Here is a 20,750-nt window from a genome sequence, read left to right on the forward strand (position 1 = left end):
CGGCCAGATCACAGCAACTTGCCGCAGCATGCGCGGTCCACGGTAAAGTAAAGTTACCCGTCGGTAACCACTCGACCGGCACGCCTTCAGGAGCCCGCTGTGACCCAAGCACCCGCCGCTGATCCCGCTCCCGCGCCCGCCCGCCAGCAACGGCCTGCCCGGCCGCTTCGGGACGTGGTCTTCGTCGACGGCGCGCGCACCCCGTTCGGCAAGGCCGGCAAGGGGATGTACGCCGAGACCCGCGCCGACGACCTGATCGTCGCTGTCATCCGCGAGCTGCTGCGCCGGCATCCCGAGATCTCGCCGGAGCGGATCGACGAGGTGGCGATCGCGGCCAGCACCCAGATCGGCGACCAGGGCCTGACCATCGGCCGGGTCGCCGGGATGCTCGCCGGGCTGCCCAAGACGGTGCCCGGCTACGCCATCGACCGGATGTGCGCCGGCGCCATGACCGCGGTCACCACGATCGCCGGCTCCATCGCCTTCGGCGCCTATGACCTGGCCATCGCCGGCGGGGTGGAGCACATGGGCCGCCATCCAATGGGCGAGGGCGCCGACCCGAACCCCAGGTTCCTGGCCGACAAGCTGGTCTCCCTCGACGCGCTGTCGATGGGCGCGACGGCGGAGAACCTGCACGACCGGTTCCCGCACCTGACCAAGGACCGCGCCGACCGCTACGCCCTGCGCAGCCAGGAGAAGTTCGCCAAGGCCCACGCCGAGGGCAGGATCCAGCCGGACCTGGTGCCGGTCGCGGTCCGGTCCGCCGAGCAGGGCTGGGGACTGGCCAGCAAGGACGAGCCGCCCCGCCCGAGCACCACCCTGCAGGACCTGGCCGCTCTGAAGACCCCGTTCCGGCCGCACGGGCGGATCACCGCCGGCAACGCGGCCGGCCTCAACGACGGGGCGACCGCCTGCATCCTGGCCAGCGCCGAGACCGCCGCCGAGCTGGGCCTGCCGGTGAAGATGACCCTGGTGGGCTACGGGTTCGCCGGCGTCGACCCCGAGGTGATGGGGGTCGGCCCGATCCCGTCCACCGAGCGCGCGCTGGCCAGCACCGGCCTGAGCATCGACGACATCGGGCTGTTCGAGCTGAACGAGGCCTTCGCCGTGCAGGTGCTGGCGTTTCTGGACCACTACGGCATCGACGACGACGACCCCCGGGTCAACCCGTACGGCGGGGCCATCGCGCTGGGCCACCCGCTGGCCTCTTCCGGCGTCCGGCTGATGACCCAGCTGGCCCGGCAGTTCGCCGAGCACCCTGAGGTGCGTTATGGCCTGACCGCGATGTGCGTCGGGTTCGGCCAGGGCGCCTCGGTGATCTGGGAGAACCCCCACTACGCCGGCGAGAACGCAGCCGACAAGGCCGACGAGCACGCAGCTGACAAGACCACTGAGAACGCAGCGTCGAACGGAGCCACCCTGTGAACGCGCCGAACTTCGCCGACGAGGTCATCACCCGGGCCCTGGTCCGCTATCTCGAGGTGCCCGGGCTGGCCGGTGAGTTCGCGCTGATCACCCTGGACAACGGCCACGACCACACCCGGCCGTCCACGTTCGGCCCGGCCGGGCTGCGCTCGCTCTCGGATGCGGTGGAGCAGATCGCTGCCCGCTCGCCCAGGGTCAGCGCCGTCGGGGTCACCGGCAAGCCGTTCATCTTCGCGGCCGGCGCCGACATCTCCGGCGTCGGGCTGGTCACCGAGCGGGCCCAGGCGCTGGCTATCGCCCAAGAGGGGCACCGGGTCTTCGCCAGCATCAGGAACCTCGACGTCCCCACCTTCGCCTTCGTCAACGGCGCGGCGTTGGGCGGTGGCCTGGAGCTGGCGCTGCACTGCGACTACCGGACGGTCTCGACCTCGGCGGCGGCGATCGCCCTTCCCGAGTGCTTCCTGGGGCTGGTGCCGGGCTGGGGCGGGACCCAGCTGCTGCCCAACCTGATCGGCGCCGACAAGGCCGTCCGGGTGATCATCGAGAACGCGCTGAACCAGAACAAGATGCTCAACCCCAAGCAGGCCACCGAGTTCGGCATCTTCGACGCCCTGCTGGACTCGGCGGACTTTCTCGCCGAGTCGCTGCGCTGGGCGGCGAAGGTGCTCGACGGCTCGACTCCGGTCCAACGGCCCGAGATCGACCGCGGCTCCGGCTGGGACGCCGCCCTGGCCAAGGGCCGGGCAGCAGCGGACGCCAGGCTGCACGGCGGCGCCCCGGCGCCCTACCGCGCGCTGGAGCTGATCGAGCTGGCCCGGACGGCGAGCTTCGAAGCCGGCACCGCGGCCGAGGACGAAACGCTGGCGGACCTGATCATGAGCGAAGAGCTGCGTAGCGGCCTGTACGCCTTCGACCTGGTCAACAAGCGCGCCAAGCGGCCGGCCGGCGCGCCGGACAAGTCGCTGGCCCGCAAGATCACCAAGGTGGGTGTGGTCGGCGCCGGGTTGATGGCCGGCCAGCTGGCGCTGCTGTTCGTCCGCCGGCTCGAGGTGCCGGTGGTGCTCACCGACCTCGACCGCGAGCGGCTGGACAAGGGCGTCGGCTACGTGCACGGCGAGATCGACGCCCTGCTGGGCAAGGGAAGGGTCAGCCAGGACAAGGCCAACCGGCTCAAGGCGCTGGTCACCGGCTCGCTGACCAAGGACGCCTTCGCCGACGCGGACTTCGTGATCGAGGCGGTCTTCGAGGAGCTGTCGGTCAAGAAGGCGGTCTTCGCCGAGCTGGAGCAGCACCTGGCCCCCGAGGCGATCCTGGCGACCAACACCTCGTCGCTGTCGATCACCGAGATGGCGGCCGATCTGCGCCATCCCGAGCGGGTGGTGGGTTTCCACTTCTTCAACCCGGTCGCGGTGCTGCCGCTGCTGGAGATCGTCCGGGGCGCCAAGACCGACGACGCGTCGCTGGCGACGGCGTTCGCGGTGGCCAGGACGCTGAAGAAGTCCGCGGTGCTGGTCTCCGACGCCCCCGCCTTCGTGGTGAACCGGCTGCTGACCCGCTTCCTGGGCGAGGTCACCGCCGCCGTGGACGAGGGCACCCCGATCGAGGTCGCCGACCGCGCGCTGGCGCCGCTGGGCCTGCCGATGTCACCGTTCGTGCTGCTGGCCCTGGTCGGGCCGGCCGTCGCGCTGCACGTCGCCGAGACCATGCACGCGGCCTTCGGCGATCGCTACCCGGTGTCTGAGAACCTGCGCCGGCTGGTGGAAGCCAAGAAGTCCGGCGTCTACGTCTGGGACTCCGGCAGCCCCGAGGTCGACCCGGAGGTGGCGCGGCTGTTCGAGTTCGGGGACCGGCCCTGCACTGAGGAGCAGGTGCGCGACCGGGCGCTGACCGCGCTGGCGCAGGAGATCGACCTGATGCTGGCCGACGGTGTGGTGGCCGAGCCGCAGGACATCGACCTGTGCATGTTGCTGGGCAGCGGCTGGCCGTTCCACCTCGGTGGCGTCACGCCGTACCTGGACCGCCAGGGCTACTCGGAGAAGGTGCGCGGCAGCCGGTTCCTGGCATCCGGGATCGCCAGCGTTCCCGACGCCTGAGCGTCAGGGCATCTCGGCGATGGCCTGCAGGTCGTCGGGCCCGAGGTCCAGCAGCGAGGCCTGATTGGTTCCGGGCCGGTAGCCGACCACGGTGGAATCCGCTCCGAGTGCCACCACCTGGCCGTCCCACCACAACGGCGTCAGCGGCGCCTCGATCGGAAAGCCGTCCGGCTGCAGGGCGGGGATCGTCGGCGTCGCGGACCAGGAGTTGCTCGCGCTCAGGCTGACTGACGCCGAGCCGGTGGCGCCGACCGTGCTGGAACCGCTGAGCGTCACCGTCGGCCCGGACTGCCCGGGCTGGCTGCTGCGGGCGGGCTGGCTGGTCGGGGCGACCGGCTGGACCAGCGGCAGCACCTCGACCTGGTTGGTGCCGATGTTCTGCAACTGCGCCACCAGCAGCCGGCGCCGCGACCCGACCTGGGCGTACGTCGCGAAGGCCGAGCCGTCCCGGGCGAAGCTGGCCGGCCCGGTCACCACGCTGATCCCCCGCGTCGGCTGGAACCACCGCACCCCGGCGACGGTGCTCGGGCTGGCGCTGGCCGACTGTGAGCGGGTCGCCGACGGCGCGCCGCTGGACCGCGGCCGGCTGGTCGACACCGACGGGCTGGCGGTGCTGGTGGCCGTCGAGGTGACATAGCGCAGCGGCATCAGGCCGAACCGGCGGACGGCCACGTCCCAGACCAGCAGGTTGGTGGCGTCAGCGGCCAGCGGGTGCACCGGGCCGAGCGCGCGCAGCGACCTGTCCGGCCGGACCAGCGTCGCCGCGGCCGACAGCGGCTCCAGTGCCACGCCGTTGTCGAAGACCCGGTTGACCGGCTTCCAGACCACCATGCCGACGGCGGTGTCGGTCCCGATCCGGGTGCCCGTCGGCAGGAACTGCGAGATTCCGACCGGCCGGGCGGCCGAGTCGTAGCGCCGCACGGCGAAGTCGCGAAGTTCCGGCTGCCCGGTCGCGGTCGGGCTCGGTGAGGCCGTCCGGCTGGCGGTGGCGGTCTCCGTCGCGCCGGTGGACGCGCCGGGAACCAGCTGACCGGGCTCGGTCAGGCCGGTCTCCACCAGCACCGCGGCACTCCCGGTCGCGGCCGGAACCACCGCGTCGGCCGGCCCCAGGTCGCGGACCACCAGGTTCGGCTGCACGGCGTAGGCCCGCTGGCGGCCGTCCAGGGCGGCCAGCACCACGCTCATCCCGCGGCCGGTGACCACCGACAGCGGCCGGGCGGCGGGCGGCAGCGGCACCTGCCGGACGCTGCCGGCCTGCCGGGACTCCACCACCCCTGCCCGGATCACCAGCAGCGCCGGCACCGCGGCGGGCGCGGTCGGGCTGCCGCTCACCCTGACCGAGGTGCCGCTGGGCCGGGAGGACGGCTGCGGCTCGCCGTTGACGATCAGGATCACGGCGAGCACCAGCAGCACCGCCACCCCGAAGCCGGGAGTGTTGGTCCAGTGCGGCAGCCGGGGCAGCGAACGGGTCATCGAGGCTGGTCGCTAAGAGATCAGCGATGCTTCGTTGTCAGCCGATGCGGGGAAGGAGACCTCGACCCGCAGGCCGCCGGCGGGCTGGGCGCTGGCCGAGATCGACCCGTTGTGCGCGTCCACGATCGCCCGGACGATCGACAGCCCCAGGCCGGCGCCCCGCTGGCCGGTGCGGGCCCGGCCGCCGCGCCGGAAGGCGTCGAACAGCCCCTCGACCTCCTCGGGCTGAACCGGCACCCCGCTGTTGAGCACCACGATTCGCGAGATGCGGTTGGGCCCGAAACCTTCGGACTCGGTCTTGATCTGCACCCAGCCGCCGGGCACGTTGTAGCGCACCGCGTTCTCCACCAGGTTGCCGATCACCCGCTCCAGCAGGCGCGGGTCACCGGTGGTGCGCACCGGCTCGCCCTCGGCGGTGATGGAGATGCCCCGGGTGACCGCCTCGGCCTTGGCCGCGGCCACCGCGTTCGGGATCAGCTCGTTGAGCGTGACCTCCTCGGTCAGCTCCAGGCTCTGGCCCTCGCGGCCCTGCAACCTGGCCAACGCCAGCAGGGCGTCCACCAGCTTCTGGGCGCGGTTGGTGGCCTCACGGACCACCTCACCCATCCGCCGCAGCTCGTCCGGCGGGGCGTTGGGGTCGGACAGGGTCACGTCCAGCTCGGTCTGGATCACCGCCAGCGGGGTGCGCAGCTCGTGGCTGGCGTTGGCCACGAACCGGCGCTGGCTGCCGAAGGCGGCGTCCAGCCGTCCGAGCATCTCGTCGAAGGTGTCGGCCAGCTCGCGCAGCTCGTCGTCCGGACCGCCCAGGCCGATCCGCTCGCTGAGGGTCTTGGTCGACAGCTGCCGGGCGGTGGCGGTGATCCGGGCCACCGGGCGCAGGGCCTGGCGGGCCAGCAGGTAACCGCCGATCGAGCCGATCAGGACGATCACCCCGAAGTACAGCAACCCGTTGTTGAGCAGGTAGTGCAGCGCGTCCTCGCGCATCACCGAGCGGGCCTCGGACGGGTTCCAGGTCGTCTGCCCCTTGGTGGCGTTGTCGACGATGGTGACGTCGCCGGGGTTGGGCGGCAGCGCGATCTGGCTGAGCGCCCGGTCCAGCAGGATGTAGGAGGTGGCCAATAGCGCAGCGCCGATGAGCAGCACCAGAGCGCCGTAGAGCAACGCCATCCGGATCCGCAGCGACGGCTGCACCAGTCTCACTGCTCGGTCGAACCCCCAGACTCTTCGTCCTCGGCGGGCGGGGTGACCAGGGTGGGATCCACCCGGTAGCCCGAACCCACCACGGTCTCGATGACGGGCGGCTCGCCGAGCTTGCGCCGCAGGGTCATCATCGTGACCCGGACGGTGGTCGTGAACGGATCAGCGTGTTCGTCCCACACCCGGTCGAGCAGCTCCTCACTGGAGACAACGACGCCGGCGGCCGACAGCAACGTCTCGAGCACGCCGAATTCCTTGCGGGTCAGGTCGACGTTGCGTCCGGACCGGGTGACGGTGCGCTTGGAGGGGTCCAGCACCAGGTCACCGGCCTGCAACACCGGCGGGGCAGCCGGCGTCGCGCGCCGCCCGAGCGCCCGCACCCGGGCCACCAGCTCGGCGAAGGCGAACGGCTTGGCCAGGTAGTCATCGGCGCCCAGCGCCAGGCCCTCGACCTTGTCCTCGATCGAGCCGCTGGCGGTCAGCATGATGACCCGGGTCAGCACGCCCTCGTCAGTCAGCGAGCGGCAGATCTCGTCGCCGCTCTTGCCCGGCAGGTCCCGGTCGAGCACCACCACGTCGTAGCGGGTGGTGGTCGCCTTGTTGAATCCCTCGTCGCCGTCATAGGCGACATCCACTGCCATACCTTCTCTGCGCAGCCCCCGCACAACGGCGTCCGCCAGCTGGGTCTCGTCTTCAACCACAAGTACGCGCACGCCGTCTCCGCTTTCTGGATGACCGCGACCGGGGTAAAGGCCGCAGGTGATGAGACAACGATCTCACACACCAGCCCCTTAGCGGCAGGAGGTCACTCTCGACGGCGGTCGGTGTCCTGCGCGGGAGCATGACCGGCCGAGAACAGCTCGTCACCGTCGGTGGGCCCGTCGCCGCGCCCGAGCACCGCCGCCGCGAACTCGATCGCCCGGCGGGAGATGCCCTGCGGGGTGAGGCCGATGACCGCGCGCACCTCGGCCACCTTGCCGTGCTCGAGAAAGCTGACCGGGATGCCGATCTCGCGGGTGGGGACGGTCAGGCCCTGCTCGCCGAGGTATTGGGCGAACCGGGAGCCGGCGCCGTTGACGACCACGCCGTCCTCGACGGTTATCAACACCCCGGCCTGGGCCGCGAAATCGGTCAGCGCCGGCGGCACCGGGCTGACCCAGCGCGGGTCGATCACCCGGACGGTGTAGCCGGCCTCGCCGATCCGCTCGGCGCCGTCGAGGACGTCCGGCGCCATCGCGCCCACCGACACCAGCAGGACGTCGACCGGGCCGCTGGCGGTCTCGGCCAGCACGTCGATGCCGCCCACCGAGCGCAGCGCCGTGATGTCAGCGCCCAACGGGGTCTTGGGGTAGCGCAGCACCGACGGCGCGTCGTCGATGGCCAGGCACTCGCCCAGCGCGGCACGCAGGGTCGGCTCGTCGCGCGGCACCGCCAGGTGCAGGCCGGGGACGATGCCGAGCATCGCGATGTCCCACATCCCGTGGTGGCTGGCGCCGTCCTCCCCGGTCACGCCGGCCCGGTCCAGCACCAGCGTCACCCCGGCCTTGTGCAGCGCGACGTCCATCAGCAGCTGGTCGAAGGCCCGGTTGAGGAAGGTGGCGTACAGCGCGATCACCGGATGCAGCCCGGCCGCGGCCATGCCGGCGGCCGAGGTCAGGGCGTGCTGCTCGGCGATGCCGACGTCGAAGCAGCGGTGCGGGTACTCGGCCGCGAACGCCCCGAGGCCGACCGGGTCCAGCATCGCGGCCGTGATCGCCACCACGTCGTCGCGGACAGCGCCGATCCGGACTATCTCATCGGAGAACACCCCGGACCAGGTCTGGCCGCCCTTGCTCAGGAACTCGCCGGTCTCGGGGTCGAAGGCGCCACCGCCGTGCATGTGGTCGGCCTGGTGGTTCTCGGCCGGGGCGTAGCCGTAGCCCTTGCGGGTCACGCAGTGCACCAGCACCGGGCCCTCGAACTGCTTGGCCAGCGAGAAGGCGTGCTCGAGGGCGGCCAGGTCATGGCCGTCCACCGGGCCCATGTACTTCAGCCCCAGGTCCTCGAACATGCCCTGCGGGGCGAGCAGGTCTTTCATGCCCCGCTTGAGCCCGTGCAGCGCGCCGTACAGCGGGGGCCCGACCACCGGCGTCCGGCCCAGGGTGTCCTTGACGTTGCCCAGCATCCGCTCGTAGCCCGGACGCAGCCGCAGGCCGGCCAGGTGCTCGGCCAGGCCGCCGATCGTCGGCGAGTAGGAGCGGCCGTTGTCGTTGACCACGATCACCACCGGCCGGTCGGAGGTGGCGATGTTGTTCAGCGCCTCCCAGCACATCCCGCCGGTCAGCGCGCCGTCGCCGACCACCGCGACCACCGGCCGCCGGTCACCGCGCACGTCGAAGGCCTTGGCCAGGCCGTCGGCGTAGGACAGCGCCGTCGAGGCGTGGGAGTTCTCGATCCAGTCGTGCTCGCTCTCGGCGCGGCAGGGGTAGCCCGACAGCCCCTGGCTCTGCCGCAGGCTGGCGAAGTTCTCCTGCCGGCCGGTGACCAGCTTGTGCACGTAGCTCTGGTGGCCGGTGTCGAACAGGATCGGCTCGGTCGGCGAGTCGAACACCCGGTGCAGGGCCAGGGTGAGTTCGACCGCGCCGAGATTCGGCCCGAGGTGGCCCCCGGTACGCGAGACGTTGCGCACCAGGAAGTCACGGATCTCGGTGGCGAGGGACCCGAGTTCCTCCGAACTTAGCTGGCGCAGGTCAGCAGGGCAGGAGATCCGGCTCAGAAGAGGGCTCACAAGGGGTCAGCCTACTTGGAACGTGCTGTCTAGGTGGGCCTCATGGCTCGGTTCGCCGGTGGTGAATTCTGCCTCGCCGGCCGGGGTCTGCTCGGGGTCGTCCGGCCGCAGCACCGCGACGCATTCCACGTGATGGGTCATCGGAAAGGCGTCGAATGCCGACAGCTCGTCCAACCGCCAGCCCGCGTCCATCGCGAACCGGACATCGCGGGCCAGCGCGGCCGGATCGCAGGCCACGTAGACGACCACCCGGGGACCGGCGGCCAGGATCGCGTCGAGCACCTTCCGGCCGGCTCCGCTGCGCGGCGGGTCCAGCACCACGATGCTCACCCCCTGCGGCTCGGCAGGCCGGCTCACCTCGTCAGGGGCCTGCCCGGCCGGCTCGGCGGCGGCCCACTCGGCGAGAACCGAGGCGATCGAGTCGGCGCTGACCGCGGCGCGGCGCACGTCGGCCCAGGGCTGGTCGGCCAGGTTGTGCCCGGCGTCGGTGACCGCGGCCGGCTCCGACTCCAGGCCCACCACCCTGCCGGTCGCCGTCACCGCCACCGCCAGCGCGGCGGTGAACAGCCCGGAACCCGCGTACAGGTCCAGCACCCGCTCCCCCGGTCGCGGCGCGGCCGCCCGCAGCACCGCCTCGGTGAACACCTCGGCGGCTCGCGGATGGGTCTGCCAAAAGCCTGCCGGATGCACCGTGAACGGGCGGCCGGCGACGGTGTAGCGCAGCGCCGGCGGCCCGGACAGCTGCTCGGTGCTCAGCGCCGGCCGCTGCGCCCGATCGCCGTGGCGCCGGTCGTCGTGCCGGCGCCCGCCCTGGCGTCGCCCGCTCTGGCGGTGGCGAACCGGGCGTTGCCGGTGGGCCAGTTCGACCACCTCGCCCCGGTCATCGACGGCCACCTCGAACTCGGCCAGCCCCGGCCAGGCGGCCTGCAGCGCGCCGGCGTCGCCCACTCCGGGAGCGCCGATCGGACAGTGGCTCAGCGGCACCACCTGATGTGAGCGATGCGCGCGCAGCCCCAGCTCGCCGCCGGGACCGACCGCGAACCGCACCCGGCGCCGCCAGCCGAGCCCGTCGCCGTCGTCCAGGGACTGCACGGTGACCGCCCATCGCAAGCCGGCCAGCCGGCTCAGCTGCTCGGCCACCACCGCCGCCTTGAGGGCGCGCTGGCCCGGCAGCGAGACATGCTGGAAGTCACAGCCGCCGCAGCCGCCGGGGTGGGCGTAGGGGCAGGGCCGGCGGACCCGATCGGGCGCGGCGGTGCGGATCTCGACGGCGTCCGCCCGGCAGAACGAGCCGCCGCGGTCCTCGGTGACCTCGGCCAGCACCGTCTCGCCGGGCAGGGCATGCCGGACGAAGATCACCCGGCCCTCGTGGCGGGCCACGCAATGGCCGCCGTGCGCGACCGCGCCGACCCGCACCTCCAGCCGGCGGCCCAGCCAGCTTCCAGCGGTGGCAACTTGCTGTCGCGCCCGCTGGTTCACCAGGACAGCCTATGCACCCGCTCCGCTCGAGCTGCTAGTCCTCGCCCTTGCGGAGGCTGATCCCGCCCTCCGGCGAGCTGTCCGCGCCGCGTGATCCGGCCGCCGGTTCCGGGTCCGGGGTTGCCAGAGCGGGCAGGGTCGGAGGTTCGAGCAGGCTGGGCGGTTCCAGCGTCGGCCGCAGCCCGAGCCGGCGCCGGGCCCGGCGGACGACCCAGAACACCACGGCCACCACGGCCAGGTAGAGCGGCAGTCCCATCACCAGCTTGGCCACCGCCAGCAGGCCGGTGCGATTCTCCTGGAACAGGCTCAGCTGCACCACCGCCCGCGCGGTGAACATCGCCAGCACGGCTGCCGTGGCGATGTCGTACGCACGGCGCAGCCCGGGCAGCTTGTGCCAGCGGGTGCCCGGCGGCAACGGCGAAGGGTCCAGGTACTCCCAGATCACCCCGACCAGCGGTCGCCGGACGAGCAGCGAGAGAGCGAACACGCCTGCGTAACCGAATGCCGCGACGATGCCGAGCAGGAAGAAGCCGCGGGCCTCACCGGTCCGGGCGGCGATCGCGGCGGCGATCGCCACGCTGAACAGGCCGGTCATCACCTGCTGGACCGGCTGGCGGCGGGCCATCCGGTAACCGGCGACCAGCACCCCGGCGCTCACCGCGGCGATGATCGCGCTTCGCAGCCCGCCTATCGCGTTGGCGATCACGAAGACCACCAGCGGAATCGCGGCGACGATCGTTCCCGACCAGCCACCCATCGAGTTCAGGATCTGCTGGCGGGTCTGGTCGCGCAGATCCTCCGGAGAGGAGGACAAGACCTAGCCGTCCCGCGGCTCGGCCGCCGCCTCGGCAGCCGCTGATATCTGCTCGGCGGCCTCCTTGGGCAGCTGCAACGGAACCGGCTCGCGCACCGGCAGCGGGTCGTTGCCGCGCACCACCACTACGCCCCGAAAGGCCTCGATGAACGGCTGGGCCTGCTCCTCCTCCAGCGCCGGGGCCCCGGCCAGCATGGCCCGCAGGAACCAGCGCGGGCCGTCGACCCCGATGAACCGCACGGGGGTGAGCCCGCCGGGCACCGGCAGCCGGCCGGACAGCTCGGGCCCGAACTCGCCGTCCTGCTCCGAGACCGTGCCGCCCTGCGATGAGATCGATGCCTTGATCTCGGCCCGGATCTCGTCCCAGATGCCGTCCTTGCGCGGCGCGGCGAACACGCCGAGCTGCATCTGACCGGTCGGGTTGAGCATCGTCACGCCGACGACCTGGACCTCTTCACTCACATCGACCCGGATCTCCAGGCCTGAGTCGACCGGCACTCGCAGCGCGCCGAGATCGAGCCGTTCGACGTCGTCGGACGGGCTGTCAGCGACGTCATAGGGCCCGGTGGTCGGCATGCTCTCGTGCGGCCGCTTGGTCTCCCAGGGCGGGGTGGCATCGAGCTTGGACTGCTCGGTGCGCTTCTCCTTGCGCCGAAGCGCCATCACTGATCGTCTCCTCTATTGTCGCCGCCGCGTTTGTTGTTCGCCGCGGTGTTCACTGCCAAGTCGCTCGCCGCCGAGCCGTCCGCCGCCGAGCCCCCGACTGCCGGCTCGGCCACCAGCAACGCCCGGGCTCCTCCGGTCGAGCCGTGCCCGGCGGCTCCGCGGACGGATTCGCCAAGCTGCTCGACCAGTTCGAACCGGGCCTGCTCGACCCGCTGGATGACCAGTTGCGCGATCCGGTCGCCCCGACGCAACTCGACGGCATTGTCGCGATCATGGTTGATGACGATGACTTTGATCTCGCCACGGTAGCCCGAATCGATGGTGCCCGGCGCGTTGACAATACCCAGTCCGGCCCGCCAGGCGAGTCCGGAGCGTGGTTGGACGAATCCGGCGTAACCGGCGGGCAGCGCGATGGCCAGGCCGGTCGGCAGCACGGCTCGCTCGCCGGGCCGCAACCGGACGTCGACCATCGTGCACAGGTCCGCGCCGGCGTCGCCCTCGACGGCGTAGCTGGGCAGCGGCGCGTCGGGGTGCAGCCGCTGCACCTTGACCAGCAGCGGCAGCGGCCCGGGCACGGCGCCCGCCACGTCCGTCACCTCCGCGCCGCTCAGCGGTCCGATCGTCACAGGCCAAAAGGCTACCCTCGACCGGTGATGGACCCCGCTACCCACCAGAGCCAGCAGACCGGTTACTTCGAGCGGCTGCGGACGCCTCGGTGGTGGTACCTGGGCGCGGTCGGCGTGTCGCTGCTGCTCGGCCTGGAATTCGCGGTGGCGTTCTCCGGCTGGGGCGCCCTGGTTCCGCTGGCGATCCTGCTGCCGACCAGCCTGCTGATCGTCCGGCGACTCTCCTCGGGCAGCGTCGCCGTCGACGGCGCCACCCTGCGGGCCGGCGAGCGCAGCCTGGCGCTGGCCGAGGTCGAGCAGGCGATCGACCTCAGCCCCACCGAGCTGCGTCGACTGGTCGGCCGGCACAGCGATCCGCTGGCCCACACCTACATCCGGTCCTGGATCGGGCCAGGCGTGCAGCTGGTGTTGCGCCCGCCCGCCGACCCGCGACCGGGCGATGCGCAGCCGAACGATGCGCAGTGGGCTGACCCGCGACCGGGCGATGCGCAGCCGAACGACCCGCAGCCGGCCGAGCGCTATCCCGAGCCGTACTGGGTGGTGTCCACCCGCCATCCGGACCGGTTGCTGGCCGCTGTCAACGCCGCCGTCCACTCGTCCTGAACAGGAGCTCGCCCGTGTCCCTCGGACGTTTTGAAGGCCAGGTGGCGCTGATCACCGGCGCCAGCCGCGGGATCGGCTTCGCGGTCGCGCAGCGGCTGGTGTCCGAAGGCGCCCGGGTCTGCGTCACCGCACGCAAGCAGCCCGCGCTGGAGGCGGCGGTGGCCGAGCTGGGCGGGCCCGAGCGCGCGATCTTCGCCGCCGGCTCGGGGGACGACCCGCAGCACCAGGAGGCGGCGGTGCGGGCCACCATGGCGGCCTTCGGCCGGCTGGACGTCCTGGTCAACAACACCGGCATCAATCCCACGTTCGGGCCGCTGCTGGAACTCGATGACCGGCTGGCCCGCAAGATGTTCGACGTGAACGTGCTGTCGGCGCTGTCCTGGACCAGGTTGGCGCACCGGGCCTGGCTGGCCGAGCACGGCGGCGCGGTGGTCAACATCGCCTCGGTGGCCGGGATCGGCGTCTCCCCCGGCATCGCCTTCTACGGCGTCACCAAGGCCGCCCTGATCAACCTGACCAGGCAGCTGGCGGTGGAGCTCTCGCCCGGGGTCCGGGTCAACGCGGTGGCGCCGGCGGTGGTGAAGACCAAGTTCGCCGAGGCGCTCTACGCCGACGACGAAGAAGCCGCCGCGGCGAACTACCTGCTCAAGCGGCTCGGCGAGCCGGCCGACATCGGCGCGGCGGTGGCCTACCTGGCTTCGTCGGACGCGGCCTGGACGACCGGTCAGACCCTGGTGATCGACGGCGGGATGATCGGCGGCCTGTGACCCGGCCGCTCAGAGCTGGCGGAACCAGCGCTCCTCGCTGAGGCCCCGCAGCTCGGCCAGCAAGGTCTCTCCGAGGGCCTTGGTGGCCCGGCGGTTGACCTCTGCCCCCGCGACCGCGCCGGCCAGGAACGGCGCCAGGGTGGTGGTGCTGCGGCCGAGCCGGCGCAGCACCTGGCTGCGCAGCTCGCGTTTGGCGGCGGCGCCGAAGGCCACGCTCAGGCCCGCGCCACCCAGCTGCGGTGAGATCGCCCGGCGACGCATCCAGGACATCAGGTAGGCGCTGCCCCGCTCCGAGACGGTGCCCCGCGCGGGGCGCTCCAGCAGTTCGTGCAGCTCGGCGACCAGCTTCAACTCCACGGCGGTCACGCACAGCATCTCGGCGGCCAGCTGGACCGGCGCGGCGAGCAGCAGCGGCGGGCTCATGAACTGCACGGCGGCCAGCCCGCCGGCGGCGGCGCCGAGGCTGGCGGTGGTCTTGGTCGCGTGCCGGATCAGCCGTTCGGCGATCTCGATGTCGCTCTGACCGGGGTACTGACGCCGCAGCGCCTGGATATCGCGGACCGGGACCCGGGGCGCCAGCTCGATGATCAGGTCGGCCAGCCACCGTCCGGCGGTCACCGCGCGGAAGCCGGAGGCCTTGGCGCTTCGGGTCAGGGCCGGGATCAGGGCGGCCAGGGCGCGCTGGCGGCTGCGCCGGTCGCTGGTCGTGGGATCGCCCTCGGCCTCCGAAGCAGCCGCTGCCCGTGCCACCAGGTCCGCTATCTCGTCATGAGCCATGACTCACCTTGCCAGAAAGCAGCTGGGCAGGCAGGAGGAGCCGGTCCCTCGATCAGCGGCGGGACCGGCTGTGGTGAACGCGCCAGCTATCAGGCGCAGTCCCGGCAGATCGGCTGGCCGTTCTTCTCACGGGCCAGTCGGCTGCGGTGATGCACCAGGAAACAGCTGGAGCAGGTGAACTCATCGTCCTGTTTGGGCAGCACCCGGACGGTGAGCTCCTCGCCGGAGACGCTGGACAGGTCTGCCCCGGGCAGCTCCAGTGACTCGGCCAGTTCGGTCTCGTCAACATCGATCGATCCCGACTGCGCCTCGGCCCGACGAGCCTTCAGCTCCTCCAGCGAGTCCTCGTTCAGTTCATCTACATCCCCCCTGCGGGGGGCGTCGTAATCGGTGGCCACTTACTGTCAACTCCTCGATCAATCTCGCATGCACACGATCCGGCTGTCTGGACCACCGGCGGCCGACACTGCCCCCGCTGGCGCGGAACCGTATCGCGTTAGGCGTGCGCTGCAACGACCGGGCAGCCCTCACCATTCCCGAAGCAGGTCCGGCTAGGCTGGCGGCGCAAGCACGACTCGGTAGGCCGGAGGTTAATCGCCCGATATGTCCACTGCGACACGGCGCCGACCACTGCCTGCGCTGGCTTTCCTGCTGGCACTCAGCGCCCTTACCAGCATCGTGTGGTGGCGGGTGCTGCACCGTCCTGAGCCGAGCGAGACCGCCGGGACGCCGACCCCCACGCAGTCGCGTCAGTGCACACCCGGCGCCCGGGCGATCCGGCTGCCGGCCCCCTCCGCGGTGACGGTGACGGTGCTCAACGGAGCCGGCCGGGACCGGCTGGCCACCCAGGTCACGGCTCAGCTCAAGACCCGCGGGTTCAAGGTCGGCACTCCCGGCACCACCTCGGCGCTGGCCGGGGTCGCCGAGATCCGGTTCGGCGCTGCCGGCCGCCCCGGCGCGACCCTGCTCAGCTACCACCTGCCCGGCGCGAAGCTGGCTCCCGGAAACCGTGCCGGCGGCAGTGTCGAGGTGGTGCTCGGCGCCGGCTACCGGTCGCTGGCAGCCACCGACATGGTCAACCGCGCCGTCGCCGCCGCCGGCAAGACCTGCTGAGGATCAGCCGATATCGGCCACGCCGGTCGCGGTGAGCAGTTCGAAGAACTCCTCGGCGCGGTCGGGATGCGCCCCGGCGACCATCTCCACGCCGGCCGGCCGGCCACGCAGTCCCGAGGTGGCCACGCCGGCTTCGGCGGCGATCAACAGGCCGGCCGCGAAGTCCCACTCGCCGAGCGGTCCCTCGTAGTAGAGGTCCACCCAGCCGGCCGCCAGCGCGCACAGGTCCAGGGCCGCCGAGCCCAACCGGCGCAGGTTGCCCACCCGGGCCAGCAACTGCCCCGCCGCCTTGCCCTGGCGCGCCCGGCGAGCCGGGTCGTAGCTGAAGCCGGTCGCCATCACCGCCTGCTCCAGCGGCACCGACCGGGGTCCGGCCAGCCGCCGGTCCCCGAGAAAGGCGCCGTGGCCGGCGGCCGCGCGGAACAGGTCACCCGAGGACGGGTTGAGCACGCACCCGGCCACCGTCTGACCCCGCACCTGGGCGGCGATCGAGACCGCGAACTGTGGCAAGCCGAGCATGTAGTTGACGGTGCCGTCGATCGGGTCCAGCACCCAGCGCACCAGTGAGCCGGCCGTTTCGGCCTGGCCGCCCTCCTCGCCCAGGATCGAGTCGGCCGGGCGCAGCCGGGCCAGGGAGGTGCGCAGGAGCTCCTCCACCGCATAGTCGGCGTCGGTGACCACGTCGGTCACCGAGCTCTTGGTGCTGACGGACAGCCCGGCCGCCTGGTGGCGCAGCATCAGCGCCCCGGCCCGGCCGGCCAGCTCGACGGCGAGGTCGGACAGCTCCATCGGGTCGGGCGGGCGCTCCGTCATCCCCGACCTCCGCCCACCCGTGCCGATATGGTTTAAAGGTAGCCACCCTAGCCAGCGGAGGAACCATGACCGCGCCAGCCCCAGATCAGTCCCGGACCCAGCTCGACGCGGCCTTCGGCGTCGACATCGGCGGCAGTGGCATCAAGGGCGCCGTAGTTGACACGCTGACCGGCCAGTTGAGAACGCAGCGGGTACGGATTCCGACCCCCAAGCCCTCCACTCCCGACAACGTCGCCGAGGTGGTGGTGCAGCTGGTCACCAGGGCCAACTGGACGGGCCCGGTGGGGGCCACCTTCCCGGCCGTGATCAAGAACGGCGTGGCCAGGTCCGCGGCCAATGTCGATCCGTCCTGGATCGGCACCGACGTCGACGCGGTGTTCTCCAAGGCCACCGGCCTGGAGGTCACCGTGCTCAACGACGCCGACGCGGCCGGGCTGGCCGAGGTGCGCTTCGGCGCGGCCAAGGGCGTGTCGGGCGTGGTGATCCTGCTGACCTTCGGCACCGGCATCGGCAGCGGCATCTTCCTCAACGGCCAGCTGGTGCCCAACTCCGAACTCGGGCACCTCGAACTCGAGGGCCACGACGCGGAGTCGCGCGCGGCGGCCTCGGTCAAGGACAAGCAGAAGATGTCCTACAAGCAATGGGCCAAGCGCGTGCAGGCTTACATGTCCCACGTCGAGAAGCTGTTCTCACCCGACTTGTTCATCGTCGGCGGCGGGGTCAGCAAGGACGCCGACCGGTGGGTGCCGCTGCTGAAGTTGCAGACGCCGGTGCGGCCGGCGCAGTTGCTCAACAACGCCGGCATCGTAGGCGCCGCGATGGCGGCTGCCGAGCGCTGAATCCGCCCGCTCTGGCTACAATGGAGCGCGCAAGGGCGTGGCACCAACGAAGGCATCGACATTCCGCAGTGGATTCGATGAACCCCGGCGGCCGGCTGACCCCACCTGCCTCCCCGCACCGCGGGCCAGTTAGTGCCTGCCCAGACAAGGTGTAATCGCTGTATGAAAGGTCGTACGTGGTTTCCAGCGAAACTTCCGAGCAGCCGCAGGTCAGTGCCGCTGCGACGGCGAGCCGCGCGGTGACGAAAGCCGTCGCCGCACCGGCCAAGAAGGCGCCCGCCAAGAAGGCCCCCGCCAAGAAGGCGGCGGCGAAGAAGGCGGCCGACAAGGGCACGCCCTCCCCCGCTGCCGACGCCGGGGTAGTCGATCCGGCGGTCGAGGTCGAGCCGAGCGACATACCTCCCGACGCCGAGCTCGAAGAGATCCCGATCGACGTCGAGGCTGACGCCGAGGAGACTCCCGAGCCGCCTGAGGCCGAGTCCTCGGAGTTCACCTGGGACGAGGAGGAGTCCGAGGCGTTGCGGCAGGCCCGCAAGGACGCCGAGATGACCGCCTCGGCTGACTCGGTGCGCGCCTACCTCAAGCAGATCGGCAAGGTCGCGCTGCTCAACGCCGAGGAGGAGGTCGATCTCGCCAAGCGGATCGAGGCCGGCCTGTACGCCTCGGAGCGGCTGCGCCAGCTCGAGATCGCCGGCGACAAGCTGCCGTTGCAGCAGCGCCGGGATCTGAACTGGATCGTGCGGGACGGCGAGCGCGCCAAGAACCACCTGCTCGAGGCCAACCTGCGGCTGGTGGTGTCGCTGGCCAAGCGCTACACCGGACGCGGAATGGCCTTCCTGGATCTCATCCAAGAAGGCAACCTGGGCCTGATCCGCGCGGTCGAGAAGTTCGACTACACCAAGGGCTACAAGTTCTCCACCTACGCCACCTGGTGGATCCGGCAGGCGATCACCCGGGCGATGGCAGACCAGGCCCGCACGATCCGGATCCCGGTGCACATGGTCGAGGTGATCAACAAGCTCGGCCGGATCCAGCGCGAGCTGCTGCAGGACCTGGGCCGCGAGCCGACGCCTGAAGAGCTCGCCAAGGAAATGGACATCACCCCGGACAAGGTGCTGGAGATCCAGCAGTACGCCCGGGAGCCGATCTCGCTCGACCAGACCATCGGCGACGAGGGCGACAGCCAGCTCGGTGACTTCATCGAGGACTCCGAGGCCGTGGTGGCGGTGGACGCGGTGTCGTTCACGCTGCTGCAGGACCAGCTGCAGTCGGTGCTGCACACCCTGTCCGAGCGTGAGGCCGGCGTGGTCAAGCTCCGGTTCGGGCTCACCGACGGCCAGCCCCGCACCCTGGACGAGATCGGCCAGGTCTACGGCGTGACCCGCGAGCGGATCCGCCAGATCGAGTCCAAGACGATGTCGAAGCTGCGCCACCCGTCCCGGTCCCAGGTGCTGCGCGACTACCTGGACTGAGTTCTCAACCCGAACTCCTCAGCGCGGCCGCCACCCGATGTGAGATCGAACAGGGTGACAGGCGTTCTGCGCCGGATCACACAGTTCCTTTACCTGGACCTAGCAGTCCTACCACTGGGCAGTGGCAGCCCCAGGCGGTGAAACTGGACGCCGGAGAGCGCCCCGGGGTACTTTCGCTTGAGCTCCATCACATACTCAAAGGGGATACATGTGATACGTCACCGTTTGTCCGCCCGAAAGGGCGCAGTCGCGCTCGTGTCGGGCGGCGTGCTCCTCCTCGCCGGCCTGGCGACCATGCCGGCAAACGCCGCTCCCGTCCAGTCGGGTTGCGACGCGCGCACCAACAACACCTACGAGAAGCTTCTCGAGTGCGTCCGGCTCGAGGGCGTCCGCGAGCACCAGGCCGCACTGCAGGCCATCGCCGACGCCAATGGCGGCACCCGGGCCGAGGGCACTCCCGGCTACACGGCCAGCGTCGACTACGTCCTGGGCGTGCTCGCCGCGGCCGGCTGGGACGCCGCGAAGGTGCCGTTCAACTACCAGGCCACCGACACCCTGCTGCAGCAGCTCACGCCTGTGAACGCGACCTACCCGACCGGTGGCTTCACCGGCACCGGCGAGGGCGACGTCACCGGCAACGTCATCCCGGTCGACATCAACCTCACCGGAGACCGCGCCAGCACCAGCGGCTGCGAGGCCAGCGACTTCGCCGGGATTGACTTCTCCGGCGCGAACGACATCGCGCTCATCCAGCGCGGCGGCTGCAACTACTCCTTCAAGGCGATCAACGCCGAAGCTGCCGGCGCAGAGGCCGTCATCGTCTTCAACCAGGGCGACACCGTGGGCGCGGGTGACCGCTTCGGCCTGGTCATCGGCACCCTCGGCGGTCAGAACGTCGTCGACATCCCGGTCGTCGGAGCCACCTTCGAGCAGGGCCAGGCGCTGGCCGCCGCCGGCTCGACCGCTCGGGTGAAGGTCGACTTCGTGACCAAGACCTCCTACAACGTCATCGCCGAGCTCGCGGGCCGCAACGACGACAACGTCGTGATGGCCGGCGCTCACCTCGACTCGGTTCCGGCCGGTCCTGGCATCAACGACAACGGCAGCGGCTCCGCGGCGCTGCTCGAGATCGCCCAGGTGACGTCCAAGCTCCGTCCCGAGAACACCATCCGCTTCGCGTGGTGGGGTGCTGAGGAAGAGGGCCTGCTCGGCTCGACGGCATGGGTCGAGGACCAGTCCCAGGAAGAGCTGGACCGGATCGCGCTGTACCTCAACTTCGACATGATCGGCTCGCCGAACTACATCTTCATGGTGTACGACGCCAACGAGTCGAGCTTCGAGGCGCCGGCCGGCGTGACGATCCCCGAGGGTTCAGAGGCGATCGAGAGGGTCTTCGAGTCCTTCTACACGCTGCGTGGCGAGCCCTATGACGACTCGCAGTTCAGCGGTCGCAGCGACTACCAGGCCTTCATCAACAACGGGATCCCCTCCAGCGGGCTCTTCACCGGGGCCGAGGTCCGCAAGACCGAGGAGCAGGAAGCCATCTGGGGCGGCACCGCGGGTGAGCAGTTCGACCCGTGCTACCACCTGGCCTGCGACACCTACGCCAACAACAGCGACCACGCTCTCGAGGTCAACTCTGACGCGGTCGCGTTCGCGGTCCTGACGTTCGCGTACTCCACCGAGACCGTCAACGGCGTCGTCGGCAAGAAGATCCCCGGCAACTTCACCATCCCGGCGCCGGCCGGACCCGAGCACACCTTCGGCGGCCCGCTCGGCGGCGACAGTGTGCACGACCACGACCACGGAAACCTGCCTTCCTAGTC

General features: G+C 71.2%; 19 protein-coding genes. 8 read left to right on the forward strand and 11 right to left on the reverse strand.

The features are described from left to right. Nucleotides 1–99 precede the first annotated feature (99 nt). Both VF557_10460 and VF557_10465 read left to right on the forward strand, forming a co-directional pair. Nucleotides 100–1,425: a thiolase family protein gene (locus VF557_10460; protein ID HEX8080620.1), complete on the forward strand. Its 1,326-nt coding sequence runs from the start codon at nt 100–102 to the stop codon at nt 1,423–1,425. Then, nucleotides 1,422–3,518, forward strand: a complete 2,097-nt coding sequence (locus tag VF557_10465; protein HEX8080621.1) for a 3-hydroxyacyl-CoA dehydrogenase NAD-binding domain-containing protein — start codon at nt 1,422–1,424, stop codon at nt 3,516–3,518. Before VF557_10460 ends, VF557_10465 begins: the two co-directional genes overlap by 4 nt. A gap of 3 nt (nt 3,519–3,521) precedes the next feature. Here VF557_10465 and VF557_10470 read toward each other — a convergent pair whose 3' ends face one another. The 8 genes from VF557_10470 to dut all read right to left on the reverse strand — a co-directional run bounded on the left by VF557_10470 (nt 3,522) and on the right by dut (nt 12,540). Continuing rightward, the gene (locus tag VF557_10470; protein ID HEX8080622.1) at nt 3,522–4,991 is read right to left on the reverse strand and encodes a hypothetical protein; all 1,470 of its coding nucleotides are present in this window, start codon (nt 4,989–4,991) and stop codon (nt 3,522–3,524) included. A 12-nt stretch (nt 4,992–5,003) separates the two neighbouring features. Beyond that, complete coding sequence (locus VF557_10475; GenBank protein HEX8080623.1) at nt 5,004–6,191, reverse strand: HAMP domain-containing sensor histidine kinase; 1,188 nt, start codon at nt 6,189–6,191, stop codon at nt 5,004–5,006. Further along, on the reverse strand, nt 6,188–6,901 hold the full coding sequence (locus VF557_10480; GenBank protein ID HEX8080624.1) for a response regulator transcription factor: 714 nt from the start codon (nt 6,899–6,901) through the stop codon (nt 6,188–6,190). Before VF557_10480 ends, VF557_10475 begins: the two co-directional genes overlap by 4 nt. A 92-nt stretch (nt 6,902–6,993) precedes the next feature. Further along, entirely contained in the window at nt 6,994–8,955 is a 1,962-nt protein-coding gene (dxs, locus tag VF557_10485) for a 1-deoxy-D-xylulose-5-phosphate synthase (GenBank protein ID HEX8080625.1), read from the reverse strand. 6 nt (nt 8,956–8,961) lie between these two features. After that, nucleotides 8,962–10,434, reverse strand: a complete 1,473-nt coding sequence (locus VF557_10490; protein ID HEX8080626.1) for a TRAM domain-containing protein — start codon at nt 10,432–10,434, stop codon at nt 8,962–8,964. A 34-nt stretch (nt 10,435–10,468) separates the two neighbouring features. Then, nucleotides 10,469–11,248, reverse strand: coding sequence for a DUF3159 domain-containing protein (locus VF557_10495; protein HEX8080627.1), 780 nt, complete (start codon nt 11,246–11,248; stop codon nt 10,469–10,471). Nucleotides 11,249–11,251: 3 nt separating this feature from the next. Beyond that, nucleotides 11,252–11,911 carry a DUF3710 domain-containing protein gene (locus VF557_10500; GenBank protein ID HEX8080628.1) on the reverse strand — a complete coding sequence of 220 codons (660 nt, stop codon included), beginning with the start codon at nt 11,909–11,911 and terminating at the stop codon, nt 11,252–11,254. After that, nucleotides 11,911–12,540 carry a dUTP diphosphatase gene (gene dut, locus VF557_10505; protein ID HEX8080629.1) on the reverse strand — a complete coding sequence of 210 codons (630 nt, stop codon included), beginning with the start codon at nt 12,538–12,540 and terminating at the stop codon, nt 11,911–11,913. The genes VF557_10500 and dut overlap by 1 nt, the downstream gene beginning before the upstream one ends. A 27-nt stretch (nt 12,541–12,567) precedes the next feature. Here dut and VF557_10510 point away from each other — a divergent pair, with 27 nt between their 5' ends. Both VF557_10510 and VF557_10515 read left to right on the forward strand, forming a co-directional pair. After that, the gene (locus tag VF557_10510) at nt 12,568–13,143 is read left to right on the forward strand and encodes a DUF3093 domain-containing protein (GenBank protein ID HEX8080630.1); all 576 of its coding nucleotides are present in this window, start codon (nt 12,568–12,570) and stop codon (nt 13,141–13,143) included. A 14-nt stretch (nt 13,144–13,157) separates the two neighbouring features. Then, nucleotides 13,158–13,910, forward strand: coding sequence for an SDR family oxidoreductase (locus tag VF557_10515; GenBank protein ID HEX8080631.1), 753 nt, complete (start codon nt 13,158–13,160; stop codon nt 13,908–13,910). A 9-nt stretch (nt 13,911–13,919) separates the two neighbouring features. Here VF557_10515 and VF557_10520 read toward each other — a convergent pair whose 3' ends face one another. Continuing rightward, nucleotides 13,920–14,687 (reverse strand): hypothetical protein, encoded by a 768-nt coding sequence (locus tag VF557_10520; GenBank protein ID HEX8080632.1) that lies wholly within the window; start codon nt 14,685–14,687, stop codon nt 13,920–13,922. An 89-nt stretch (nt 14,688–14,776) separates the two neighbouring features. Continuing rightward, nucleotides 14,777–15,085 carry a DUF4193 domain-containing protein gene (locus tag VF557_10525; protein ID HEX8080633.1) on the reverse strand — a complete coding sequence of 103 codons (309 nt, stop codon included), beginning with the start codon at nt 15,083–15,085 and terminating at the stop codon, nt 14,777–14,779. 205 nt (nt 15,086–15,290) lie between these two features. Here VF557_10525 and VF557_10530 point away from each other — a divergent pair, with 205 nt between their 5' ends. Then, a complete protein-coding gene (locus tag VF557_10530; GenBank protein HEX8080634.1) occupies nt 15,291–15,800 on the forward strand; it encodes a LytR C-terminal domain-containing protein in 510 nt (169 codons plus the stop codon). A 3-nt stretch (nt 15,801–15,803) separates the two neighbouring features. Here VF557_10530 and VF557_10535 read toward each other — a convergent pair whose 3' ends face one another. After that, nucleotides 15,804–16,613 carry an inositol monophosphatase family protein gene (locus VF557_10535; GenBank protein ID HEX8080635.1) on the reverse strand — a complete coding sequence of 270 codons (810 nt, stop codon included), beginning with the start codon at nt 16,611–16,613 and terminating at the stop codon, nt 15,804–15,806. A 65-nt stretch (nt 16,614–16,678) separates the two neighbouring features. On the opposite strand from VF557_10535, the gene VF557_10540 reads away from it, so the two are divergent. The 3 genes from VF557_10540 to VF557_10550 all read left to right on the forward strand — a co-directional run bounded on the left by VF557_10540 (nt 16,679) and on the right by VF557_10550 (nt 20,748). Then, nucleotides 16,679–17,452, forward strand: a complete 774-nt coding sequence (locus VF557_10540) for an ROK family protein (protein HEX8080636.1) — start codon at nt 16,679–16,681, stop codon at nt 17,450–17,452. A gap of 176 nt (nt 17,453–17,628) precedes the next feature. After that, nucleotides 17,629–18,924: an RNA polymerase sigma factor gene (locus tag VF557_10545; protein HEX8080637.1), complete on the forward strand. Its 1,296-nt coding sequence runs from the start codon at nt 17,629–17,631 to the stop codon at nt 18,922–18,924. A 294-nt stretch (nt 18,925–19,218) separates the two neighbouring features. Continuing rightward, complete coding sequence (locus VF557_10550; protein HEX8080638.1) at nt 19,219–20,748, forward strand: M28 family peptidase; 1,530 nt, start codon at nt 19,219–19,221, stop codon at nt 20,746–20,748. Nucleotides 20,749–20,750 lie beyond the last annotated feature (2 nt).

The sequence above is a fragment of the Jatrophihabitans sp. genome (assembly GCA_036389035.1).
In the GTDB taxonomy this organism is placed as follows: Bacteria; Actinomycetota; Actinomycetes; order Mycobacteriales; family Jatrophihabitantaceae; genus Jatrophihabitans_A.